At 67.7% G+C, this 21,660-nt stretch carries 16 protein-coding genes; 9 read left to right on the top strand and 7 right to left on the bottom strand.

Going from position 1 to position 21,660, the window contains the following annotated elements:
- Nucleotides 1-56: 56 nt before the first annotated feature.
- The 5 genes from ABTZ94_RS26115 to ABTZ94_RS26095 form a co-directional block, all read right to left on the bottom strand.
- A complete protein-coding gene (locus ABTZ94_RS26115) occupies nucleotides 57-1,301 on the bottom strand; it encodes a cytochrome P450 family protein (protein WP_351203992.1) in 1,245 nt (414 codons plus the stop codon).
- Entirely contained in the window at nucleotides 1,298-2,272 is a 975-nt protein-coding gene (locus ABTZ94_RS26110) for an amidohydrolase family protein (protein WP_351203990.1), read from the bottom strand. The genes ABTZ94_RS26115 and ABTZ94_RS26110 overlap by 4 nt, the downstream gene beginning before the upstream one ends.
- Complete coding sequence (locus tag ABTZ94_RS26105; protein ID WP_351203988.1) at nucleotides 2,269-3,156, bottom strand: NAD(P)-dependent oxidoreductase; 888 nt, start codon at nucleotides 3,154-3,156, stop codon at nucleotides 2,269-2,271. Before ABTZ94_RS26105 ends, ABTZ94_RS26110 begins: the two co-directional genes overlap by 4 nt.
- A complete protein-coding gene (locus ABTZ94_RS26100) occupies nucleotides 3,153-3,491 on the bottom strand; it encodes an antibiotic biosynthesis monooxygenase family protein (RefSeq protein WP_351203986.1) in 339 nt (112 codons plus the stop codon). Before ABTZ94_RS26100 ends, ABTZ94_RS26105 begins: the two co-directional genes overlap by 4 nt.
- 464 nt (nucleotides 3,492-3,955) lie before the next feature.
- Nucleotides 3,956-5,071 carry a PP2C family protein-serine/threonine phosphatase gene (locus ABTZ94_RS26095; RefSeq protein ID WP_502967305.1) on the bottom strand — a complete coding sequence of 372 codons (1,116 nt, stop codon included), beginning with the start codon at nucleotides 5,069-5,071 and terminating at the stop codon, nucleotides 3,956-3,958.
- A gap of 352 nt (nucleotides 5,072-5,423) precedes the next feature.
- Between ABTZ94_RS26095 and ABTZ94_RS26090 the strand changes: the two genes are divergently transcribed.
- Nucleotides 5,424-5,579, top strand: a complete 156-nt coding sequence (locus ABTZ94_RS26090; RefSeq protein ID WP_351203982.1) for a hypothetical protein — start codon at nucleotides 5,424-5,426, stop codon at nucleotides 5,577-5,579.
- A gap of 609 nt (nucleotides 5,580-6,188) precedes the next feature.
- Entirely contained in the window at nucleotides 6,189-6,548 is a 360-nt protein-coding gene (locus ABTZ94_RS26085; protein WP_351203980.1) for a peptidoglycan-binding domain-containing protein, read from the top strand.
- A gap of 309 nt (nucleotides 6,549-6,857) precedes the next feature.
- Here the strand turns inward: ABTZ94_RS26085 and ABTZ94_RS26080 are convergent, their stop codons facing one another.
- Nucleotides 6,858-8,303: a glyceraldehyde-3-phosphate dehydrogenase gene (locus tag ABTZ94_RS26080; protein ID WP_351203978.1), complete on the bottom strand. Its 1,446-nt coding sequence runs from the start codon at nucleotides 8,301-8,303 to the stop codon at nucleotides 6,858-6,860.
- Between the two features lie 769 nt (nucleotides 8,304-9,072).
- Here ABTZ94_RS26080 and ABTZ94_RS26075 point away from each other — a divergent pair.
- Both ABTZ94_RS26075 and ABTZ94_RS26070 read left to right on the top strand, forming a co-directional pair.
- Nucleotides 9,073-9,996 carry a serine hydrolase gene (locus ABTZ94_RS26075; RefSeq protein WP_502967304.1) on the top strand — a complete coding sequence of 308 codons (924 nt, stop codon included), beginning with the start codon at nucleotides 9,073-9,075 and terminating at the stop codon, nucleotides 9,994-9,996.
- 82 nt (nucleotides 9,997-10,078) lie between these two features.
- Nucleotides 10,079-10,372, top strand: coding sequence for a TetR family transcriptional regulator C-terminal domain-containing protein (locus ABTZ94_RS26070; RefSeq protein ID WP_351203974.1), 294 nt, complete (start codon nucleotides 10,079-10,081; stop codon nucleotides 10,370-10,372).
- 187 nt (nucleotides 10,373-10,559) lie between these two features.
- Here the strand turns inward: ABTZ94_RS26070 and ABTZ94_RS26065 are convergent, their stop codons facing one another.
- The gene (locus ABTZ94_RS26065; protein ID WP_351203972.1) at nucleotides 10,560-11,489 is read right to left on the bottom strand and encodes a TIGR03619 family F420-dependent LLM class oxidoreductase; all 930 of its coding nucleotides are present in this window, start codon (nucleotides 11,487-11,489) and stop codon (nucleotides 10,560-10,562) included.
- 682 nt (nucleotides 11,490-12,171) lie between these two features.
- Here ABTZ94_RS26065 and ABTZ94_RS26060 point away from each other — a divergent pair.
- From ABTZ94_RS26060 to sbnA, 5 genes are all read left to right on the top strand, one after another.
- Nucleotides 12,172-14,706 (top strand): Pls/PosA family non-ribosomal peptide synthetase, encoded by a 2,535-nt coding sequence (locus ABTZ94_RS26060; RefSeq protein ID WP_351203970.1) that lies wholly within the window; start codon nucleotides 12,172-12,174, stop codon nucleotides 14,704-14,706.
- 63 nt (nucleotides 14,707-14,769) lie between these two features.
- The gene (locus ABTZ94_RS26055; RefSeq protein ID WP_351203968.1) at nucleotides 14,770-18,024 is read left to right on the top strand and encodes a non-ribosomal peptide synthetase; all 3,255 of its coding nucleotides are present in this window, start codon (nucleotides 14,770-14,772) and stop codon (nucleotides 18,022-18,024) included.
- Between the two features lie 23 nt (nucleotides 18,025-18,047).
- Nucleotides 18,048-19,052 carry a TauD/TfdA family dioxygenase gene (locus ABTZ94_RS26050; RefSeq protein ID WP_351203966.1) on the top strand — a complete coding sequence of 335 codons (1,005 nt, stop codon included), beginning with the start codon at nucleotides 18,048-18,050 and terminating at the stop codon, nucleotides 19,050-19,052.
- Entirely contained in the window at nucleotides 19,049-20,119 is a 1,071-nt protein-coding gene (gene sbnB / locus ABTZ94_RS26045) for a 2,3-diaminopropionate biosynthesis protein SbnB (protein WP_351203964.1), read from the top strand. Before ABTZ94_RS26050 ends, sbnB begins: the two co-directional genes overlap by 4 nt.
- Nucleotides 20,120-20,332: 213 nt before the next feature.
- Nucleotides 20,333-21,403, top strand: coding sequence for a 2,3-diaminopropionate biosynthesis protein SbnA (gene sbnA, locus ABTZ94_RS26040; RefSeq protein WP_351203962.1), 1,071 nt, complete (start codon nucleotides 20,333-20,335; stop codon nucleotides 21,401-21,403).
- The last annotated feature ends 257 nt before the right edge of the window (nucleotides 21,404-21,660 follow it).

The raw sequence follows: 21,660 nt of genomic DNA, 5'->3' as shown, positions 1-21,660 counted from the left end.
GCCCCGGAGGCTCCGAGGCGGCCCGGACAAGGATGTCGACGCCTTCCCGCTGTGGGTCACGGCACGGCAGGCTTGAGCACGACAGGCAGCTCTGCGAGGCCGCGGAAGGCCGGGAACGGAACCTCCATCCAGGGCGCCTCACGCACGGGGTCTGCCAGAGCCACTCTCGGAAAACGGCTGAACAGTCCCATGAGAGCGAGTTGCATCTCCAGTCTGGCCAGAGACGCTCCCAGGCAGTAGTGGATGCCGTGCCCGAACCCCAGATGGGCACTTTGCCCACTCTCCGGCCGGGTCACGTCGAACTCGTCCGGAGAGTCGAATTTCAACGGGTCGCGGTTGGCCGAACTGAGCGCGACCTGAACCAGGGAGCCCTTCGGAATCCGCGTGCCGGCGATCTCTACATCCTCGGTCGCGAAGCGGAACGTCGCGCTCTCCACCGAGCTGTCATAGCGCAGCAGCTCCTCCACCGCCTGTCCGACCAGCTCCGGGTTCTCCTGCACGGTGCGGAGCTGCGCAGGATGGGTGAGGAGATGGTGGACGGCGTTGCCGATGAGGTAGGCGGTTGTCTTGTGCCCCGCGAACATCAGCAGAAACGCTGTGGAGATCAGCTCCTGCTCGGTGAGCCCGCCGTTTTCGTCCCGGGCTGCGGTGAGCGCGCTGAGCAGGTCCTCATCAGGGCGGCTGCGCTTGCGCGCGAGAAGATCCGCGAAGTACGCGTGCAGGTTCTCCTCCGCCTTCTGCTGGGCCTGCTTGGATTCCTTGCTGAATCCTGTCTGCGCCACTGTGGTGGACAGGCGTTGCAGCTCCGGCCGTTCGTCCGGCGGCACGCCGAGCAGGTCACAGATCACGATGATCGGCAGCGGGAACGCGAACGCGGGCAGCAGGTCGACCGGTTCGCGGGTCGCGCAGTTGTCCAGCAGCGTGTCGACGATGTCCTGGATCCGCGGCCGCAGCGACTCCACGCGGCGCGGAGTGAACGTGGAGCTGACGAGCCTGCGCAGCCGTGTGTGCTTGGGCGGATCGGAGTTGAGCATGTGGTTGTCCAGAGCCACGGACGAGTCACCGAAGATCCTCCGGTAGGCGTCCATGGCCCCGTACATGTCCTTGCTCAGGCGCGGATCCGCCAGGGCCGCCCTCGCGTCCTCGTACCGCGTGATCAGGTAGGTGTCGATGCCGTGCGGCGGCCGCATGGGGCAGACCGGTGCCGTATCTCTGAGGCTCGCGTAGACCGGGTGCGGGTTCCGTCGGAACTCGGGGGTGCACCGCTCGGCTGCGGCGACCGGATCGTCCACTGTGGTCACGGACGGCTCCTCAGGTCGAAAAGGGCCTCGGCGTTCCCGCCGAGGATGAGCTGCCGGGACGCCTTGTCGATCGGCAGCTTCTCGATCATGCGCATGAACTCCTCCAGGGGCACGGACATCGGCGGCGAGTCGGTGCCGAACAGCATCCGCTCCGGCCCCAGCACCTCTGCGTTGAGGCCCAGGTGCGCCGGGCTGAACGTGCTGGTGTCGACATACATGCGCTGGAGTGCGCCGCCCGGGTCGGCCGCCGATGGAGCGGAGGACGGCGCCGGGGCCGAGGACGGCGCCGACGGCTTGCCACCGCCCCAGTGCCGGGGACGCGCTGCCGTCTGCAGGCGTTCCGGCAGCAGCGCCATCGCGCCGCCGCCGGTGGCGCCGATCAGCCGCAGGCCCGGATATTTATCCAGCCACCCCGCGAACGCGATCATGGCCATGCCCATGGTGACATCGCCGAACCGGCCGATCTGCTCGACGAAGCCGAGGTCGTCGACCCGGTCCGTGCCGATCGGTTCGGCCGGGGCGTGCACGAGGACCGGCACTCCCGCCTCGGCTGCCAGCGCGAAGAAGGAGTCGGCCCGCGGAGAGCCGAGCAGTTCGCCGTGCACGCTGGAGGTGGTGATCAGGCCGACGAAGGCGGGATCCGCCAGCGTCTCCCGGACTCCTTCCAGGTGATCGTCGTCGCCGAACGGGTTGGCGTACACGTACCCGCGCAACTGGTCGGGGAAGGAGGCGATCAGTCCCGACATCCATGCGTGGAATCTCCGGAGCCGGTCTCGCGGTTGCGCGTAGTTGTCGACGCCCGGAACTCGCGCCATGGCGCCGGCGCCGACCGGACTGCCGATGATGGTGAGGTCGATCCCGGCCTGGGCGCGGGCGGCCAGCATTCCGTCGACGTCGGTCAGGCTGGGAGGCATGGGGAAGCGTCGGGCGGCCTCCGGCGGGGACAGATGTCCGTGGATGTCAATGATCACGTGTGAGTTCCCGGGTTCGGTGTGAGTGCGTGGGCGACCGCGACGCAGTCCTCGTCTCCGTGTCCCTGGTCGATGGCACGGACGTGGGTCTGCGCGGCTGCGGAGACGAGAGGGAGCCGCAGTCCGGCCGCCGCGGCCTGGTCTGCGGCGAGCAGGAGATCCTTGGCCATCAGGCTCAGCCGGAAGTCGGGCTTGTCGAAGCGCCCGGCTGCCAGCCGTTTGGACTTGAACGACATGACGGGCGAGGCGAAGCCGCTGCCGGCGATCGTGCCGAGGACGAGCTTCCGGTCGAGTCCGGTGGCGGCCGCCAGCTCGACGGCCTCGGCCAGAGCCTGCACCTCGATCCCCATCAGCAGGTTGAGGAGCAGCTTCATCCGCATGCCGGAACCGAGTTCGCCCAGGTGGACGACCTCCTTGCCCAGCAGTTCGAGCAGCGGCCGCCCCGCGGTGAAGACCCGTTCCTCGCCGCCGACGAACAGCCGCAGCTCACCGCTGCGGGCGTGCTCCCGGTTGCCGAGCATGCCGACGTCCAGAACGGAGTGCATGTCACCGGTGAGGCGGACGACCTCTTCGGGGGCGACCGTGCTGGCGCAGACCAGGGCGCCGGGGTACGGGCCTCCGGTCAGAATCCCGTCCGGTCCGTGCAGCACGGCGGTGAGGGCTTCGCCGTCGGTCACGGTGCAGATGGCAGCGCTCGTACCCTCGACGGCATCGGCCGGATGGGCTGCGGCGACGGCGCCGGCCCGGGCGAGCGGTTCGGTCCGCCCCGCGGTGCGGTTCCAGACCCGCACCTGAACGCCCTGCTCGAGAAGGCGATTGGCCAGGCCGGTGCCCATCGCGCCGAGCCCGAGAACGGCGACGGGGCCGGTGGTGGGGTGTGTCATGACTTCACCCCCACGGTCTCCTTGATGACCCGGTATCGCAGCGATTGGGTCCGGTCGACCCAGAGACGCAGCGGAGCCAGCAGTGCGCGATGGTCCTCGCCCTGTAGCCAGGCGAAGAAGTGGTCGGGCGTCTCCCACTCGCTGGTGATCACCCACTGGCGGGAGTCGTCGATGGGTTCTCCCAGTCGGTCGATAATGTGTCCCGGGACGCTGGCGACGGACTTCCGTACTTGCTCGTACGCGTCCAGAAACCCCTGCTCACCGCCCTCGATGACGTGAACCGTGTACACCACGGAAAGCTTGTCGGCCGAGCGGCCGTTCCGTTCAGTGTGCATGTCTCCTCCTGCAGGCTGAGATCTGGCAGAGCCGACTCCCACAGACTCATGGCCCTCGTGGCCACGCAACTCCGGCGTGGCCACGGGGGCGTGGAGAGAAGGCAGTCACCACGTTTGCTGGCCCGGTCGAGTGAGATCCGAAGGGCCTGCTCGGCGCCCACCTGGAGCCGCTCGTCCGGACCGAGCCCGCTTCGGACGCGGCCGACTCGTCGAATGCCCCGAGGCCAGGGAGCGCCTGCATGATCTGGCGGAGCAGGGCTGGACCGGGGGCGCCGGGGCTTGTCCGGGGTCAGTCAGTCGGAGGTCCGACGCAGGACCAGGCTGACGAAGCCGCACATGTCCCGGTGGACGCGCGACCACGTGGCGAACATCCGGACCAGGCCGAACGTGGAATCCGGAGGCGAGGCAGCAGCTCTGGCCCGAGCAGGGTGAACAGCGACAGCAGCACCTCTCGGCGCAAGCCGTCAGGGTGGGCGGTCTCCGTGGTTGCGTCCCGGTTGGTGGATGGGATCGCGGCGGATCGCGATGAAAGCGGCGTCGTCGCCCAGATGTCCGCCGACGTGGGCGAGGAGGTCGCCCCGCAGATGGTGCAGAAGTGCCTCTGGGGAGCTCTCGGCCCACCGGGCGGCCCGTTCCGCGAACGGGTAGAAGTCTCCCTCTCGGTCGCGAGCCTCGATGACGCCGTCGGTGTAGAGGAGGAGGGTGTCTCCTTCCTCGAAGGAGAACACGTCAAGGGCGTAGCCCGTCGGCCCCATGCCACCCACCCCCAACGGGGGCGCGGGGTGCAGACTCGGGACGGTGACGGCGTGCTCCGAATTCAGCAGGAGCGGTGCAGGGTGTCCGCAGCTGGTCATTCGGCTGATCCGGCCCACGTCGGGGATCTCCAGCAGCAGGGCGGTGGCGAAGCGTTCCCCGGCCTCGCCTTCCGGCTCGAAGTCGGCCTGGTAGCGGGAGACACTCCGTTCGAGGGCCGCGGCCAGTGCGGGCAGGCTGGTGTGCTGGTAAGTGGCCTCGCGGAAGGCGCCGAGCAGGACGGCGGCTTCTCCGACGGCGGCCAGCCCCTTGCCTCTGACGTCACCGATCATCACCCGGGTTCCGCCTTCGACGCGGGTGGTTGCGTACAGATCACCGCCGATCTGGGCCTCGTCCTCGGCAGCCAGGTACAGGCAGGCGATCCGCAGCGGGCCGATACGGTCCGGGAGCGGCCACAGCAGGACGTGCTGCGCGGCTTCGGCCACCGACCGCACCTGCGCGAGTTCGCGGCTGCGCCGCTCGCGTACGACGCAGAAGGACACGATCAGGGCCGAGAGCCCGGCGAGGGCGGCGATCTGCACCATCAGGTTTCGGGAGGACAGTACGCCGAGGTGCAGGCCGATGTATGCCTGGGCCGCCACGGCAAGGACCCCGATCGCTCCGGTCAGCACAGGCCCGGCGAATGAGGCAGTGATCGCGGGCGCGATGACCAGCAGCGGTCCCAGATGGATGTCCTGCGGCACGACGATGTCCACGACTGTGATCACGATGATGAGCACAACGGGAATCGCCAGCAGGGCATGACTCGGCCGCCATGGATCCCGCAGACCCGCAAAACCTTCGCTGAGGCCCACGTCTTCCACATTGCACCGCCCCCGGGCGGTGCACGAGTCGGCCAGGTGCGGTCGGACACGGTGAGCTCCTCGCCCACGTGCTGGGGGCTGAGCGCGGAGCCCCCGCTGACGCGTGGTGGACGTGCTGCCCGACCGGACGTCCGAAGCGGAAAAGGCCTGTCACCAGCACTCCAGCACTCTCCGCTGAGTCCTGCCCCTCCCCGCCATGTCCATCGACGGACAGCTTGCGGCCGACTGCGCAGGACAATGCGCGCAGCCCAGGCTCCCGACCGGGCGACGGGTTACGCTCGTTTTGTATGCACGCGTCCCGACCGTGGAGGCGGCCATGAGCGAGAACGACGAGTACCCGACGCCGTCGCAAGCAGAGGGCGAGAGGCTGGACGAGGACATGAATCCGGCCGAGGAGCGGCACCCCGCCACGATGCGCACCCAGCCGTCCCAGGCAGAGGGTGAGCGCCGCGCGGAAGATGCCGAGAGCTGACAGAGGCAACAGTTGTACGGTGGCGGTTCGCGCGGGAGGGGGCTCCATGCGTGCACCGCCGCCGCGAGGCCCGAACTCCTTGCTGAGGAAGGGGCCGCACGCCTCGGGTGGGTGACACCCAGGCCGAGCACTTGGTGGATGGCGCGGATGCCTTCGTCGTTGTCCGCGTGTGCGCGGTGCGGAGCGCGTTGATGGGCATCCGCGCATACCGATCGGGGTGACGTCCAGGTCATCGCCGAGCTTGATGTGCTTCGTGGTGGTGCTCCGCTCGTCCCGGCTGCCCGCGGACGCCCTGGTTATGCGCTGGGGATGCGCTCAGGCCGCCCATCGTCCGTCGCCCAGAACGCGATGGCCCGCTTGACCGGGTCCCGGTACGCCTCGCGGATCGGAGCCATCGACTTCGGCAGCCTCACCGCGGCCCCGAAACCCTGTACCAGCCGCGCCGTGACCGGTACGCCCAGCCGCGGGCGGCAAATGTCGCTCAGCGGATACCAGCACGTCGACCTTGGTGCACCTTGCGCGGGCGCGGCGGTTCGACTGCGCGGGACGACGCTTGCGCCCCCATGCTGGATGCAGGTGCACATGCCCGTACGGAGAGGAGTGTCCGACATGAACCGTCGAACGTGTGCGGCCTTCGGCACAGCGCTGCTGACCGCCGGGGCCTTGGCGGCGGCGACGCACGATGCGGCCGCCGCTGAGGAGACATGCTCCTACACCTCCTCCACCGATCGTCCGGCGCTCACGTACGTGAACACCGGTCTGTCCGTGAAGCAGGCTCAGTGTCTGAGCAATGTGTGGGGCGGCGTTCCGAAACTCGCGGTCGACGGGATCTTCGGCTCAGCCATGTCGAAGAAGATCGTGTGGATTCAGGGATGCCACGGTCTGGACAGAACCGGGGTCGTCGAGGAGGACACCTGGCAGGTGCTCTACCACCCCGCACTGGACTGCTACGACCCGTATCCGCAGTAGCCTGCCCAGATTTGGCCGGGACGGCTGTCGCCTGTCCTGTACGGCCGGTCGGCGTCGGCCGCGCAGGACAGGCACGGCTGTCCACAGGCGGAGTTCTCCCCACTACCGGGCCCGGGCCATGCCGGGCACGACCCCGCCGCCCGGTCCTGTTCGGGCACCGCCTTCACCCGCCCACCGGTCCCAGGGCCGAGCCCCGTTGCGGGCAGCCGGCCGGCGGCGGTGGGAGAGCAACCGGGTACCGATCGGGATCGGTTGCCGCCCCACTGCCGCCCCGCCTGCCGGGACACCGGATCGGACAGTCCGCCGAGATCAGACCGCCGGGGCCGGGTAGGTCGGGTACTCCACCCCGGAGACGTGCTGGACGACGCGGATGACCTGGCAGGAGTAGCCGAACTCGTTGTCGTACCACAGGTAGAGGATCGCGTCGTCGCCCTCGACCTTGGTGGCACCGGCGTCAACGATCGAGGCGTGGCGCGAGCCGATGAAGTCGCTGGAGACGGCGTCGGGGGCGCTGGTGAAGTCGATCTGGCGCTTGAGCGGCGAGGTCAGCGACACGTTGCGGAGGTAATCGAGGACTTCCTCACGGGTGGTCTCGCGCGCGAGCCGCAGGCTGAGGATCGCGATCGAGACGTCCGGCACCGGGACGCGGATCGAGCTGCCGGTGATCCTTGCGTCGAGTTCGGGCAGCGCCTTGGCGACGGCGGCAGCGGCACCGGTCTCGGTGATGACCATGTTGAGCGGCGCCGAGCGGCCACGACGGTCGGAATTGTGGTAATTGTCCAGCAGGTTCTGGTCATTGGTGAACGAGTGGACGGTCTCCACATGACCGCGCAGGACGCCGTATTCGTCGGCCATCGCCTTCAGCGGCGGGACGATCGCGTTGGTGGTGCAGGAGGCGCAGGACAGGATCTGCTCGTCCGGCTTGATCACGTCGTGGTTGACGCCGTGGACGATGTTGGGGACGTCGCCCTTGCCCGGCGCGGTCAGCACCACCTTGTCGATGCCGGGGCGCAGGTGCTTCGAGAGGCCTTCGCGGTCGCGCCACTTGCCGGTGTTGTCGATGAGGATGGCGTCCTTGATGCCGTACGCCGTGTAGTCGACCTCGGTCGGATCGCCGGCGTAGATCACCTTGATCTCGTTGCCGTTGGCGATGATCGTGCTGTTCGCCTCGTCGACCGTGATCGTGCCCTGGAACTGGCCGTGGATGGAGTCACGGCGCAGCAGCGAGGCGCGCTTGACGATGTCCTGCTTGCCGCCCTGGCGGACGACGATGGCGCGCAGCCGCAGGCCGTTGCCGGAGCCGGCCTTCTCGATCAGCAGGCGGGCGACGAGACGGCCGATGCGGCCGAACCCGTAGAGGACCACGTCGCGCGGCTCGCGGCGTGCGATCTTGTTGGCACCCGTGGCGCCGGCGACGGCCCCGGCGGTGAACTCCTCCACCGAGAGACCGCGGTCGTCGGTCTTGTACGTCGCGGCGAGCATGCCGATGTCGATCTGGGAAGGGCCGAGATCGAGCGTGGTGAGAGCCTGCAGGAACGGCAGCGTCTCAGTGACCGAGAGTTCCTCACCAGCGATCTGCCGGGCAAATCGGTGGGTCTTGAGGATGCTGACCACCGACTTGTTCACCAGGGAGCGGCTGTGAAGCAGGACCGTGACGTCCCGCTCCCGATGCAGCTTCCCGATGACGGGGATCATCGACTCCGCGATCTCTTCGCGGTTCTTCCAGTTGGTGAACGAGTCGTCATTGACAGTCACAGGCTTATCTTTCGAGCTAGGCGGCGCTCATATGCTAACCCCCCGCCACTTTGATCATTCAATCGGTGTCACCTGAGCGGGATGCCACGATCGGGCCCCACGGCCGCACCAGAACAAGGAATGGGCCGCTGCACGGAGTAAAGGGGTTCGAGTTTGCAGGGATTTATCCCCATTTACCCCCTGCGCAGACCTCGTTCACGCGAGGTGCCTGACGACACCGAGGAGACCCATGCCTCAACCGCTGCATGCCGGAGAAACGGAGTAGTGGTCATGCAGCCATGGACAGGGCGGTCACCCCGTCTCGTCATCGGCAAGTCCGCAGGACGACCGATCCGCGCGTCGACGGTTGCGGACGACGACACCCCCTTCGCCGCACCTCGCCGGCGCGCCCTCACCCCCGGACAAGAGGTGGACTTTCCCGCCGCCTCGGCGTTCCGGGGGGGCGCCACTTCAAGGCTGCCGATTTAGCGAACATCACATATCGACAAAACCCCTATATCGGGCATTTCGCCCCAGATATTCAAGATCGCTGATTTCGGGCCACGTATGGTCGCGGTGGCCTATGAGTTGGGATCCGATCCGGTATGGCTGAGCCCCGACTCCCGTTCATCGATTCTCCGCGGCCCGACCAGATGCCAGGGCGGCAACCTGCTGCGGCCCACTTTGCTGAGCGGTTGTAAGCAAACGCAGCGGAAGCCCGACTCTCAGCCGGCCGCGCGAGGGCCTGCGAGACGACCCACGGCACACAGCGAGACAGGACACAGCCTTCATGCATGGATCACACACATTGACCTGCTCGCGGCGCGGTCTGGCTACTGCCCTGGCCGCAAGCTCATTGCTCACCGTATTCGCCTTGGCAACCCCGGCCTCGGCCGGCACCACCAGTGCCTCGGCCGGCACCACCAGTGCCTCGGCCGGCACCACCAGTGCCGCGGCCGGTGATTCGAAGGTCGTCTGCACCTCGAAGAAGCCGGGTCTGGCCTCCGAGCTGTCCCACGACATAGCCGGTGCTCTCAACGGGCGACAGGGCACATGGTCGCTGGCCCTGTACGACCGCTTCACCAACACCACCTGCGAACTCAAGGCCGACACGCCATTCGACTCCGCCAGCGTGGTGAAGGTTTCGGTTCTCGGAGCACTGCTGCGACAGGCCGAAGAGGCACACCGGAAGCTGACTCCGCGGGAGGTGAAACTGACCACCGCCATGATCACCAAGTCGGACAACGCCTCAACCTCCGCACTCTGGCACCAGATCGGTGCCGCAGGCTTCAAGAAGTTCCTGGCTCTGGCACACATGCGGCATACCGTTCCCGGGTCCGGTGGAAGCTGGGGCCTCACCCAGATCACCGCCGGCGACCAGCTCCGGCTCATGCAGCTGCTGACGACGGAGAACGCGGTGCTCACCCCCTCCTCGCGCAGCTACGCTCTCGATCTGATGAATCGCGTCACCCCCGGCCAGAGGTGGGGGGTGCCCGCCGGGTCGCCCACTGCGGCAACCGTGCACGTAAAGAATGGCTGGCTGCCGCGCACCACCGGCGGATGGCGGGTGAACAGCGTGGGCGCCTTCACCGGCGGTGGTCACGACTACGGCATGGCAGTCCTCTCGACCGGCAACGGCACCATGGACTACGGCGTCGTCACAGTCGAAGGAGCGGCCCGCATCATCCATCGTGACCTGACAGGTGCCGCTTGACGACGAGCCGTTGGGCGGAAAGCCACGGCCCCAACTGATCCTCTGGGCATCGACTGCAACATCTTCCTGATGCATCGCGTCCGTGAGGAGAAGCGGGCGGCTCGGCCATGCCCGAGGCGTCCCCGAGGACCTGGCCGGCACCGGCATCGCCTCGGCCGGTGTCGTACTCGTCACGGACCTCGAATCACTCCTCGCCGAGGGCGTGCGGCAGGGCCGCTTCGCCGCGGACCTATATGTGGCGGCTCGTGCTTTCGAACTCCTGGCCCTGCTCGACGGGTTGAGTACGCGCGTCGTCCTCGGCCGGCGCGGAGCGGACCGCGACAGTGCGCTGCGTATGGCACTGTCCGTGACCGCGCGGCTGGTGGAGCGGGCGTGAGGCGACTGCTCGAGAATCGGTCCGGACGGCCCCGACCGGGAACACTGCCCACCGGGCGGGGCCTTTTTCGAGCGACGGTTGCGACCCACGCAGGCGCACGACCGGGCACATCAACAGGCCCGGCGCGAAACGGCTTCCGCAATCCGTCCGCGCCGGGCAGCGGGCCCTGGACACCATCGCGCAATCGTCAGACGCCCGCGGCTCGCGCCGCCTCGTACACCTCGGCCGCCACGTCGATCAGCTCCTCGGCATCGCGTGTCGCGCCCTGGAGATCCAGCAGGATCTCCGGTACGCCCGTTTCGGCGTGTGCCACCAGGTCTTCGACGATCTGCGCCACGTTCCCGTGGAAGGGCTGTCGGCCCGCACCCTCGAACGGCTTGGCGCTGTACCGCGCATTGGCACGGGCGCAGACGTCGATCGGACGCTCCCGACCACGCTCGGCGGCCACGTCCTGTACCCGCTGCCACTCCTCGGCCAGCCGAGCGGCACCCATGGCCACGGGCATCCAGCCGTCCGCCCGGTCGACGAGACGGCGGGTGGCGCGCGGGCTGTTCGCGGGCAGATAGACCGGAATGGGGCGCACCGGCTTGGGGCCGACCTCGGACGGGGCGATGGTGGTCAGCTCGCCCTCGTAGGAGACGGGGTCCGGGCCCCAGACGGCCGCGCACACGTCCAGCAGCTCGTCCAGGACCGCACCACGCCTCTCGAAAGGCGCGACGGACGCGGCCGCATACTCGTCCAGAGACCATCCCGTGCCGAGGCCGGCGATCACTCGCCCACTGCTCGCGACGTCGAGCGAGGCGAGCGAACGGGCCAGCTGGAACGGCACGTGCAAAGGCGCGACCAGGACGCTGGTGCCGAGCCGGGCCCGGCCGGTGGCCGCGGCGGCCAGCGCGAGCGTGACGAGCGGGTCGGCGACACTGCGGTACTGGTCGGGCCACGGCAGCCCCGGTACGCCGTACAGCCCCTGGGTGGCGGGCTCGGGAAACAGGACACGCTCGAAGACCCAGAGACTCGCGTAACCTGCCTCCTCCGCCGCGCGTGCCACCGTGGCCACATCGCGGCCGATGTCGTACTGCTTCATCTGCGGGAGACCGAGACCGAGCGAGATCGTCATGTACGCACTCCTTCATGATGACTGCGGGACAACTGAGACCGACCGGCACATGGGGGCGGGAGAAGGAGCGGGGCCGGATACGTGCAGCTGCGAGGCGAAGGATTGAGCCATGGTGATTGACGACAACGCCGCAGATATGCGTGCCCAGCCCCGCGACGCCGCCCCCATGTGCCGGTCGGTCCAACCTTAGGCCGACCGCGGGCGCGTTCGGCATCGCTCCCGACCACCTTGTACGTATCCCCGCGACCCCGCGGGCCGGGTCGCCCTCTTTTGGCGGGCCAGGACGCACAGACCGGCCGCTGCACGGGCGTCCGGCCACACTCATGGCGCAGTACCGGTCCGCGAGCAGGCCGGGGAAGCCAGGTCGGGACGGTGTAGCCGACGGATTGACCGGCGGTGGCGCCGCAGACCGAGCGGCGAGCGCCCCTCGCTCCCGACGCCAGGCGTCCGGCAGCGAGAACTCCCCTGGCGCCATCGAGAGCTGCTGCCGCACCGGCGCGATCGAGTTCGAGTGGCAGCCCGACGGTAGACAGCTAAGACTGAGGCGACGGTTTGGGAATCGGACGACGGATCCCGGCCTCGTGACTTCCGGACCACTCGCTCCGGCCATCGAATAGCGCGAGTACAGGTGGGCGCCGACCGTAATGGACGACGACACTCGAAAGTTCCTCAAGGAGCTCGCATGGAGGAGAAATCCATCGACGTCTTGGCGCCCGGGCCAGATGAATCTGCGATCGACATGCGCGGATACACCGGCCCGACGACCAGCATCGAGACAGACCTCGCCGAGGTGCTGGCTGACGTCATGTGCGTCGAACGGGTGTCGGTCGACAGCCATTTCTTCGACGATCTCGGCGCCAACTCGTTGGTGATGGCCCATTTCTGCGCACGGGTCAGGAAGCAGCCGGACCTCCCTTCAGCGTCGATGAAGGACATCTACCGGTACCCGACGATCCGAAGCCTGGCGACGGGGCTCGCGGACGCCGCGCCCACCCCTGTCGCGTCGTCGGTCCCGGCGTCGACCGAGGCGGTGACCCCAGCCGGAACAGTGCAGTACGCCCTCTGCGGAACGCTGCAGTTCCTGCTTTTCCTGGGATATTCCTTCCTCGCCGGACTCGTTACCGACCGAGGCTTTGCATGGGTCTCCGCCGCCTCGGATGTGACCGACATCTACCTGCGATCGTTCGTCTTCGGCGGCGTCGGCTTCGTCGGTCTGTGCACCTTTCCGATCGTGGCCAAATGGCTCCTCGTCGGCCGGTGGAAATCGCGCGAGTTCCCGGTCTGGGGTCTGACGTATCTGCGCTTCTGGACCGTCAAGGTGCTGATCCACGCCAACCCGATGATCTTCTTCGTCGGCAATCCCCTGTACGTGCTGTACCTGCGAGCCCTGGGCGCCCGGATCGGCAAGGATGTCACGATCCTCTCCCGAAGCGTTCCGGTCTGCCCCGACCTGCTCACGATCGGCGCCGGCACGGTGATCCGCAAGGACTCGTTCTTCCTCTGCTACCGGGCGCACGCCGGCCGTATCCAGACCGGCCGGATCACCCTTGGCCGGGACGTGTTCATCGGCGAGAAGACCGTGCTCGACATCGACACGTCGATGGGCGACGGGGCACAACTCGGCCACACGTCCACGCTGTACAGCGGACAGGCGATCCCGAACGGCCAGCGCTGGCACGGATCCCCGGCACAGCTCACGGAGCATGACTACCTGAGGATCGGGCCGGCCGAGTGCGGCACACTGCGCCGGGCCGGCTTCGGCCTCATCACCGTGCTTCAGCTGTTCTTCCTCTACGTGCCGCTGACTGTCGGGGGCGCATACATGCTGGTGTCCCTGGTTCCGGCGTTGCACAACCGGTTGGGTCCGGGCGCAGTGGGGTTCACATCGCCGGATCTCTACATCGACGCCCTGGTCCTTTCCTTCGTGCTGTTCTTCGGCTTCGTCGTTGTGGGCCTGGCCCTGTTGTTCACCGTTCCGCGCCTGCTGAACCTGGTCGTCAAGCCGGACAAGGTCTATCCGCTGTACGGGTTTCATTACTCGGCGCACCGGGCGATCGGGCGCATGACCAACATCAAGTTCTTCAAGTGGCTGTTCGGTGACAGCTCCTACATCGTCCACTATTTGCGCGGCCTCGGATACGACTTGTCCCAGGTGGAGCAGACCGGGTCGAACTTCGGCACAGAGGTGCAGCACGAGACCCCGTATCTGTGCTCCGTCGGCAGCGGAACGATGGTCGCTGACGGGCTCTCCATCGTCAACGCCGACTACTCGAGCACGTCCTTCCGGGTGTCCCGGGCCTCGATCGGACCACGCAACTTCCTGGGGAACAACATCGCTTATCCCTCAGGGGCCAGGACCGGCGAGAACTGCCTCCTCGCGACGAAGGTGATGATTCCGCTCGACGGCGAGGTGCGCGAGGGGGTGGGTCTGCTCGGCTCGCCGTGCTTCGAGATTCCCCGGTCGGTCGAGCGCGACTCCCGGTTCGACCATCTGCGGACCGGCGACGAGTTGCGCGCCAGCCTCGCCGCGAAGAACCGCTACAACATCCGCTCGATGGTCTTCTTCCTGCTCGTGCGGTGGCTGCACTTCTTCGTACTCACGCTGCTCGGCCTGGCGAACGTCGATCTCTACGATTCCTACGGGCCTGTGCTGATCGCCGTGTTCCTGGTGTTCAGCCTTGGGTTCACCGCTGTCTACTTCGTACTGGTGGAGCGCGGCATCGCGGCATTCCGCCTGCTGCGACCGCAGTTGTGTTCCATCTACGACCCGTACTTCTGGTGGCACGAGCGCCTCTGGAAGGTGCCTGACACGTACCTCGACGTCTTCAACGGCACCCCTTTCAAGAACGTGATCTGGCGGATGCTGGGGGTCCGGCTCGGCAGCAGGGTCTTCGACGACGGCTGCTATGTGACGGAGCGGACGCTCACCATCATCGGGAACGACTGCACGCTCAATGCGGGAAGCAAGATCCAGTGCCATTCGCAGGAGGACGGCACTTTCAAGTCGGATCACAGCACCATCGAGGCCGGCTGCACCATCGGTGTGGGAGCCCACGTCCACTACGGCGTGACGATGGGCGCCGGCGCGGTGCTCGCGCCCGACTCTTTTCTCATGAAGGGCGAGGAAGTCCCCCAGCATGCGCGCTGGGGAGGAAACCCCGCCACGGAACTACGGGATGCCCCGTATCAGCCCGAGGCGCTGACACGGAAGGGGTAGCAGCCCCGCCCTTGTCGGCGCTGAACAGCACAGTGGCGACGGTGAATGGAGAGGGACGACCAGATGGGAATGCAAGTGCAGGCCGACCGGGAGTTCTGGCGCGCCGTGCTCGTCGCCGGTGGATTCACCGCAATCCCGCGGTGGACGCTCAATCCGGTGACGGGCTTCGGCGAACACGAGGCGACGATCCCGGGCGACGTCGTGGCAGCGTTGGGCCGGTTGGCCAAGGACCTGGCGGTGCCGCTCGACTCGGTGCTGCTGGCCGCGCACGCCAAGGTACTTGCCGCGCTGTCCGGCGAGCACGAGATCGTGACCGGCTACGTCGCTGTGGAGGGCGGCCGGCCGCTGCCCTGCCCGCTGACGACCGAACCCGACTCGTGGCGGAAGCTGCTGCTGGATACGCATCGAGTCGCGTCGGATCTGCTGTTGCACAAGGACTTTCCGGTCGATGACCTCAGGCGGGAACTGGGCCTGGCCGAACCGTCGTTCGAGACCGTGTTCGATCCGCATGGCTTGGGCGGCGAACTCGCCGGTAGCACCGTGCTGCGGGTGGGATTTTCGCAACGCGGCGGCCACCTCGTGCTGCGGCTGCGGTATCGGACCGACGCGCTCGACACGGACTGCGCCGTCAGGGTCGCCGGTTACCACCTCACCGCACTCGCGCTGATCGCCGCCGATCCGGACGCCGAACACGGGCGGCAGAGCCTGCTCTGTGCCGAGGAACTCCGCTTCCAGCTCGAAGGGCTCGCGGGTCCGCGCCGGGAGCTGCCGGACCGCCGGTTGCACGAACTGTTCGAGCAGCGGGTGGCGGCACACCCGGACGCCGTCGCGGCGGTGCACGGGGAACAACAGCTGACTTATCGGGAACTCAACGCGCGTGCCAACCGGGTGGGACGAGCCCTGCTGGCAAGGGGGCTGCGCCCCGAGGGTGTTGTCGCGGTGGTGACCGAGCGCAACCTGCACTGGATGGCTGCCGTCCTCGCAATCCTGAAGGCCGGCGGCGTGTACCTGCCCATCGAGCCGCATTTCCCGGCCGATCGCCTCGCGTCCATGCTCTCCCGTGCCGCCTGCGGGCTCGTGCTGACCGAACCCGGCAGCACCTCCACGCTCGACCAGGCCCTCGACTCGCTGTCCGGGGTCCAGAAGCTCCTCGTCGGCACAGCCTATGAGGAAGACCACGCGGACGATGATCTGGGCCTGAGCGTCGCACCGGACCAGCTCGCCTACATCTACTTCACCTCCGGCTCCACAGGTGAGCCCAAGGGCGCGATGTGCGAGCACGCGGGCATGCTCAACCACCTCTACGCCAAGATCGACGACCTGGAGATCGGCGAGGGACAGGTGGTCGCCCAGACCGCACCCCAGTGCTTCGACATCTCGCTGTGGCAATTGGTGTCCGGGCTCCTGGTCGGGGGGCGGACCCTGCTGGTGGAGCAGGAGGTGATCCTGGACGTCCAGCGGTTCGTCGACAAGATCGTCGACGGCCGGGTCGCTGTCCTCCAGGTCGTACCCTCCTACCTGGACGTCGTCGTGTCCTTCCTGAATGAGCACCCTCGCGAACTGCCGGACCTGCGGTGCGTGTCGGTCACCGGCGAGGCGCTGAAGAAGGAGCTCGTGCAGCGCTGGTTCGCCGTACAGCCCGAGATCAAGCTGGTCAACGCCTACGGGCTGACCGAGACCTCGGACGACACCAACCACGAGGTCATGGACCGCGTGCCCGACGGAGACCGGGTCCTGCTGGGTCCCGCGGTCAACAACGTGCGCGTCCACGTCGTCGACGAGCACCTGACCCCGGTGCCGCTCGGCGCTCCCGGTCTGATCGTCTTCTCCGGCGTCTGCGTCGGCCGCGGATATGTCAACGACCCCGAGCTCACCCGGCAGGCCTACCTGGCCGATCCGCACAGTGAGGGTGCCCGGCTCTACCGGGGCGGCGACTACGGCCGCTGGCATCCCGAGGGCAAGCTGGAGTTTCTCGGCCGCCGGGACAGCCAGGTAAAGATTCGTGGCTTCCGGATCGAGATCGGCGAGATCGAGAACGCCCTGTTGCAGGTGCCCGGTGTTCGCGACGGTGCAGTGGTCGTCGCCGAGCGGGCCGACCAGAGCAAGCACCTGGTGTCGTTCTACTCCGGTCGGCGGCCACTCGAGGTGGACGTACTGCTGGACCGGCTCGGTCAGTCGCTGCCCGAGTACATGGTCCCGTCGGCCTTCCACTGGCGGGAGAGTCTGCCGCTGACGGCCAACAGCAAGATCGACAGGAAGACTTTGCGGGCGCTCGCCGGAGAACTCGACATCGTCCAGGACGACTACCACGCGCCGGATACGCCGACCGAACAGCAACTGGCGGCCGCATGGGCGAAGGTGCTCGGCATCCCCCAGAACCAGATCGGACGGCGGGACCACTTCTTCGAGCGCGGCGGCACGTCGCTGTCGGCAGTGAAGCTGGCGATCACCCTCAACCGTGCGGTGTCCCTCAACGACGTCACCCGTCACCCGGTCCTTGCCGATCTGGCCGGGCTGGTCGACGGCCGGTCCGAGCAGCGCTCCGGGCTTCTTCAGTCACTGTCGGAATCGGACGGTGCGCAGGCCACTGCCCTGGTGTGCTTCCCCTACGCCGGCGGCAACGCGGTGAACTTCCAGCCGCTGGCCACGGCGCTGTCGGCCGACGGGCCGGCGGTCTACGCCGTCGAGCTGCCCGGTCACGACGTGGCCGGGCAGAGCGAGCCGTTCACGCCGATGACACAGGTGGTCGAGCAGGTCGTCGTCGAGATCATCCGGCGTGGTCTGACCAGGGTCCTGCTGTGGGGCCACTCCTCGGGCACCGCATTGGCCGTGGAGACGGCCCGAAAGCTGCAGGAGCGCGGGGTGGACGTCCAGCGGGTATTCCTCGGCGCGCAGCTGCTCGGTGACGCCGCCGACCGGCGCGCCACCATCACCGAGCTGACCGCGCGAAGCAACTCCGAGATCGCCGCGAAGCTGAGCGCAGACGGCGGGTACACCGAACTCGGTGAGCTGGATGCGCAGCACGCAGAGCACGTCGGTGCCGCCTACCGGCATGACTGCCTCTGCGCACACCGCTATTTCGCCGACGCCCTGGACAGCCCGTCGGCGCCGAAGCTGTCCGCGCCGGTCACCGTGGTCGTTGCCTCCGACGACCCGAACACGTCGGAGTACCGGCGCCGGTACCGCGACTGGCAGCTCCTGGCCGAGCAGGTCGACCTGCACGAACTCGCCGGCGGCGGCCACTACTTCCTGCGCACCCGTCCGGCCGAGACGGCGCAGGCCGTACTGCGCGCCGCCGAACTGTTCGTTTCCTCCTGAGTGGCAACTGAAAGGAAATCGAGATGTCGTCCGTATCCACGGCGTCGCTGGTCGACGTGGAACTTGAACCCGGCAAACCTCCGCTCCTGCGGGCCGATGCCACCGGCGACGCGCCGAGCTGGGCGGCCGAGCACCGGGACGCGCTGCGCGCTGTCGTCGCCGAGCACGGTTCGGTCCTGGTCCGCGGCCTCGGGCTGCGCAACGCGGCCGAGACCGGCGCCGTCTTCGCGAGGCTGGCCACCGGTCTGATGACCGAGAAGGAGGTCTTCGCGCCCCGGCAGACCTACTCCGACGGCGTGTACTCCTCATCGAAGTGGCCGCCGAACCAGCCGATGTGCATGCATCATGAACTGAGCTACACGCTTGAGTTCCCCGGCCTGATGATGTTCGCCTGTCTCAGCGCGCCCACCGACGGCGGGGCGACCGCGGTGGCCGACTCACCGACCGTGCTCGACGCGCTGCCCGCAGAGTTGACCGAGCGGTTCGAGCGGCAGGGCTGGCTGCTCACCCGCAGCTACAACGACGAGATCGGGGCATCCATCGCCGAGGCGTTCGGCACCGAGGACCGTGGCGCCGTCGAGAGTTACTGCCGCGCCAACGCGATCATGTTCGAGTGGCAGCCCGACGGTGGACTGCGCACCACGCAGCGCCGCAGCGCCGTGGTGCGTCACCCGGTCACCGGCCGTCGCTGCTGGTTCAACCAGATCGCCTTCCTCAACGAGTGGACAATGGCCCCCGAGGTGCGCGAGTACCTGGTGGACGTCTACGGCGCCGACGGGCTTCCGTTCAATACCCGCTACGGCAACGGCGACCCGATCGGCGAGGACGTCGTGCAGCTGCTCAACAGCGTCTACGAGGCCAACACCGCACGCGAGCCTTGGCAGGCCGGCGATCTGATGCTCGTCGACAACGTCCGCACCGCGCACAGCAGGGAGCCCTTCGAAGGGCCGCGCGAAGTGCTCGTCGCCATGGCCGACCCGGCGCGTCTGGCCGACTGCTCGCCGACCATCGAGGTGATCGCAGGATGACCACCCTCAGTTCCACCGCAACGGAGTCCGCGCTCGCCCCGCCGATCGCCGTGCCACCATTCGCGGTGATCTCCGGTGCTCAGGTCCGGCGCGCGCTGCACGGACGCGAGAAACGGATCGTGGAGTTGGTCGAGGCCACCTACCGGGTGCACGGCGCCGGTGATTCGGTGAACCCGCCGTCGTACTTCCTGCGTTTCCCCGACCGCCCGTCCTCCCGGATCATCGCGCTGCCCGCCTCGATCGGCGGGGAGGTGCGGGTGGACGGCCTGAAGTGGATCTCCAGCTTCCCGGAGAACGTGACGGCCGCCATCCCGAGGGCCTCGGCCGTGCTCATCCTCAACGACCACGACACCGGCTACCCGTTCGCTTGTCTGGAGAGCTCGATCATCAGCGCCACCAGAACGGCGGCGTCGGCGGCGTCGGCGGCCGACTGGCTCAGCCGCGACCGGCCGCGACCGAAGCGTGTCGGGTTCTTCGGAGCGGGCCTGATCGCGCGCTACATCCACACCTTCCTGGTCGGCAATGGCTGGTCGTTCGACGAGATCGGCGTGCACGACCTGTCCGCCGACAGCGCGGCAGGCTTCCGGTGCTACCTGGAGCAGTCGGGCACCACCGGCCGGATCACCGTGCACGACAGCGCCGAGCAGTTGATCCGAAACAGCGACCTGGTGGTCTTCGCCACTGTCGCCGGTCAGCCGCATGTCAGCGACCTGTCATGGTTCACACACAATCCGCTGGTGCTGCACGTGTCGCTGCGCGACCTCGCGCCGGAGATCCTGCTCGCCTCGACCAATTTCGTCGATGACATCGAGCACTGTCTGAAGGCCAACACCTCGCCGCATCTGGCCGAGCAGCTCACGGGCAGCCGGGACTTCCTGCACGGCACGTTGGACGACGTGATGGCCGGGCGGGTGGCGGTGCCGGCGGACCGGCCGGTGGTGTTCTCGCCCTTCGGCCTCGGGGTGCTCGACCTCGCTGTGGGCAAGTACGTCTACGACGAAGTGGTCCGCAGCAAAGAGTTGCACGTCGTCGACGATTTCTTCCACGAACTGAGCCGGTACGGATAAGTCGGCCGAAAGCAAGGGAGGCTGCTCCAGGGCAGCTCCCAGGAGAGCTCACCGGTCAAGTCGCAGCAGGTCAGGACGCACGAGACAGCGGCCGCTGACACAGGGCCCCGTCCGGCTTGGTTGGACACAGGCTCCGGCCCGCACAAGCGAGAAGCCAGCCCACGGTCGGCTGGGCGTTCCGAAAGTGCTCTGCTCCAGATAGAGGAGACCATCGTGCCCGTCATCTCCGTTCCCTACGCGTTCAACGAAGAGCAGCTCTATGTCGACCTCCGGTCGATCTTCGGGCACTCGCTCTTCCTGAAGTGCGAGGGCTTCAACTTCGCCGGCTCGATCAAGTTGAAGGCCGCGACCGAGATGGTGGAGGCCGCTGAGCGGGATGGAATCCTGACGCCGGAATCGATCCTGGTCGAGTCCTCGTCCGGAAACCTCGGCGTGGCGCTGAGCATGATCGCGGCGAGCAAGGGCTACCGGTTCCTTTGCGTGACGGACTCCCGCGGCAACCTGTCGAACAGGATGATGATGGAGGCGTTGGGCAGCCAGGTGCACGTGATCGCCGAACAGAAGGCAAACGGAGGCTTTCTCGGCGCGCGGCTCGACTACATCCGCGCGCTGTGCGCCTCCGATGACCGGTACGTGTGGCTCAGCCAGTACACCAATCCGGGCAACTGGAAGGCGCACTATCGCAGGACAGCGCCGGCAATCGCCCGTCAGTTCCCGCAGCTGGACGTACTGTTCGTCGGGGCCGGCACCACCGGGACCCTGATGGGCTGCGCGCGCTACTTCCGGGAGTGGCACCGACCGGTGCGGATCATCGCGGTGGACAGCGTCGGCTCGGTGTCCTTCGGCGGTTCGCCGGGCCGCCGGATGATTCCCGGCCTGGGGATGAGCATGCGCCCGCCACTGCTCGACGAGTCCTATGTGGATGAGGTGATACGCGTCGAGGAGGCGGACACCATCCGTGCCTGCCATCGTCTGGCCAGACGCGGATTCCTGTTCGGCGGCTCCACCGGCACGGTGGTCAGCGGCGCAACGGACTGGTTGGCCCTGCATGACGCACACGAACTCACCGCAGTGGCCGTCGGCCCGGACCTCGGCGAGCGCTACCTCGACACCATTTACCAGACCAACTGGCTGCAGGATCTTTACGGCAAGAACGTGCTCAGCTCCGACGAGGAGGCCGCTGGTTCCTGGGCAGCCTCCCCCTCGCCACCGACACGGTGGGGCCGACGGCTGGACCCTGCAGACCGGCGACCGCAACCAGCACCATCAGCTCCGGGATCGTAAGACCTGGGTGTTCGGTCCACGGGCCAACAGCCCCGGCAAGCCCCTCATGGGTGCTGCACGCACAGCAGGCGGTTGAAGTGTGGCGTCCCACCACATGAGACGCCGGCCTGGGCATTCCTACGGCGTGCGACACGAATCATCCCGTCCCGCCGCCCTGGAAGTGGTGGCCACGGCCGCCTCGGCATCCGCGCAGGATCATTTCGCAACGGCTGCTCCGGCATGCGGCATGCCGCATGCCGGAGCACCCTGATCCTGAG

It is taken from the genome of Streptomyces sp. NPDC002785 (assembly GCF_040295565.1).
In the GTDB taxonomy this organism is placed as follows: Bacteria; Actinomycetota; Actinomycetes; order Streptomycetales; family Streptomycetaceae; genus Streptomyces.
Note: the sequence above shows the minus strand (reverse complement) of the source record. Positions and strands in the feature narration are given on the sequence as shown.

Excerpts from the sequence above, each read along its gene's own strand:
- ABTZ94_RS26105 (WP_351203988.1), bottom strand. The coding sequence starts at position 3,156 with ATGACACACCCCACCACCGGCCCCGTCGCCGTTCTCGGGCTCGGCGCG.
- ABTZ94_RS26100 (WP_351203986.1), bottom strand. The coding sequence starts at position 3,491 with ATGCACACTGAACGGAACGGCCGCTCGGCCGACAAGCTTTCCGTGGTG.
- ABTZ94_RS26090 (WP_351203982.1), top strand. The coding sequence starts at position 5,424 with ATGAGCGAGAACGACGAGTACCCGACGCCGTCGCAAGCAGAGGGCGAG.
- ABTZ94_RS26085 (WP_351203980.1), top strand. The coding sequence starts at position 6,189 with ATGAACCGTCGAACGTGTGCGGCCTTCGGCACAGCGCTGCTGACCGCC.
- ABTZ94_RS26075 (WP_502967304.1), top strand. The coding sequence starts at position 9,073 with ATGCATGGATCACACACATTGACCTGCTCGCGGCGCGGTCTGGCTACT.
- ABTZ94_RS26065 (WP_351203972.1), bottom strand. The coding sequence starts at position 11,489 with ATGACGATCTCGCTCGGTCTCGGTCTCCCGCAGATGAAGCAGTACGAC.
- ABTZ94_RS26060 (WP_351203970.1), top strand. The coding sequence starts at position 12,172 with ATGGAGGAGAAATCCATCGACGTCTTGGCGCCCGGGCCAGATGAATCT.
- ABTZ94_RS26055 (WP_351203968.1), top strand. The coding sequence starts at position 14,770 with ATGGGAATGCAAGTGCAGGCCGACCGGGAGTTCTGGCGCGCCGTGCTC.
- ABTZ94_RS26050 (WP_351203966.1), top strand. The coding sequence starts at position 18,048 with ATGTCGTCCGTATCCACGGCGTCGCTGGTCGACGTGGAACTTGAACCC.
- sbnB (WP_351203964.1), top strand. The coding sequence starts at position 19,049 with ATGACCACCCTCAGTTCCACCGCAACGGAGTCCGCGCTCGCCCCGCCG.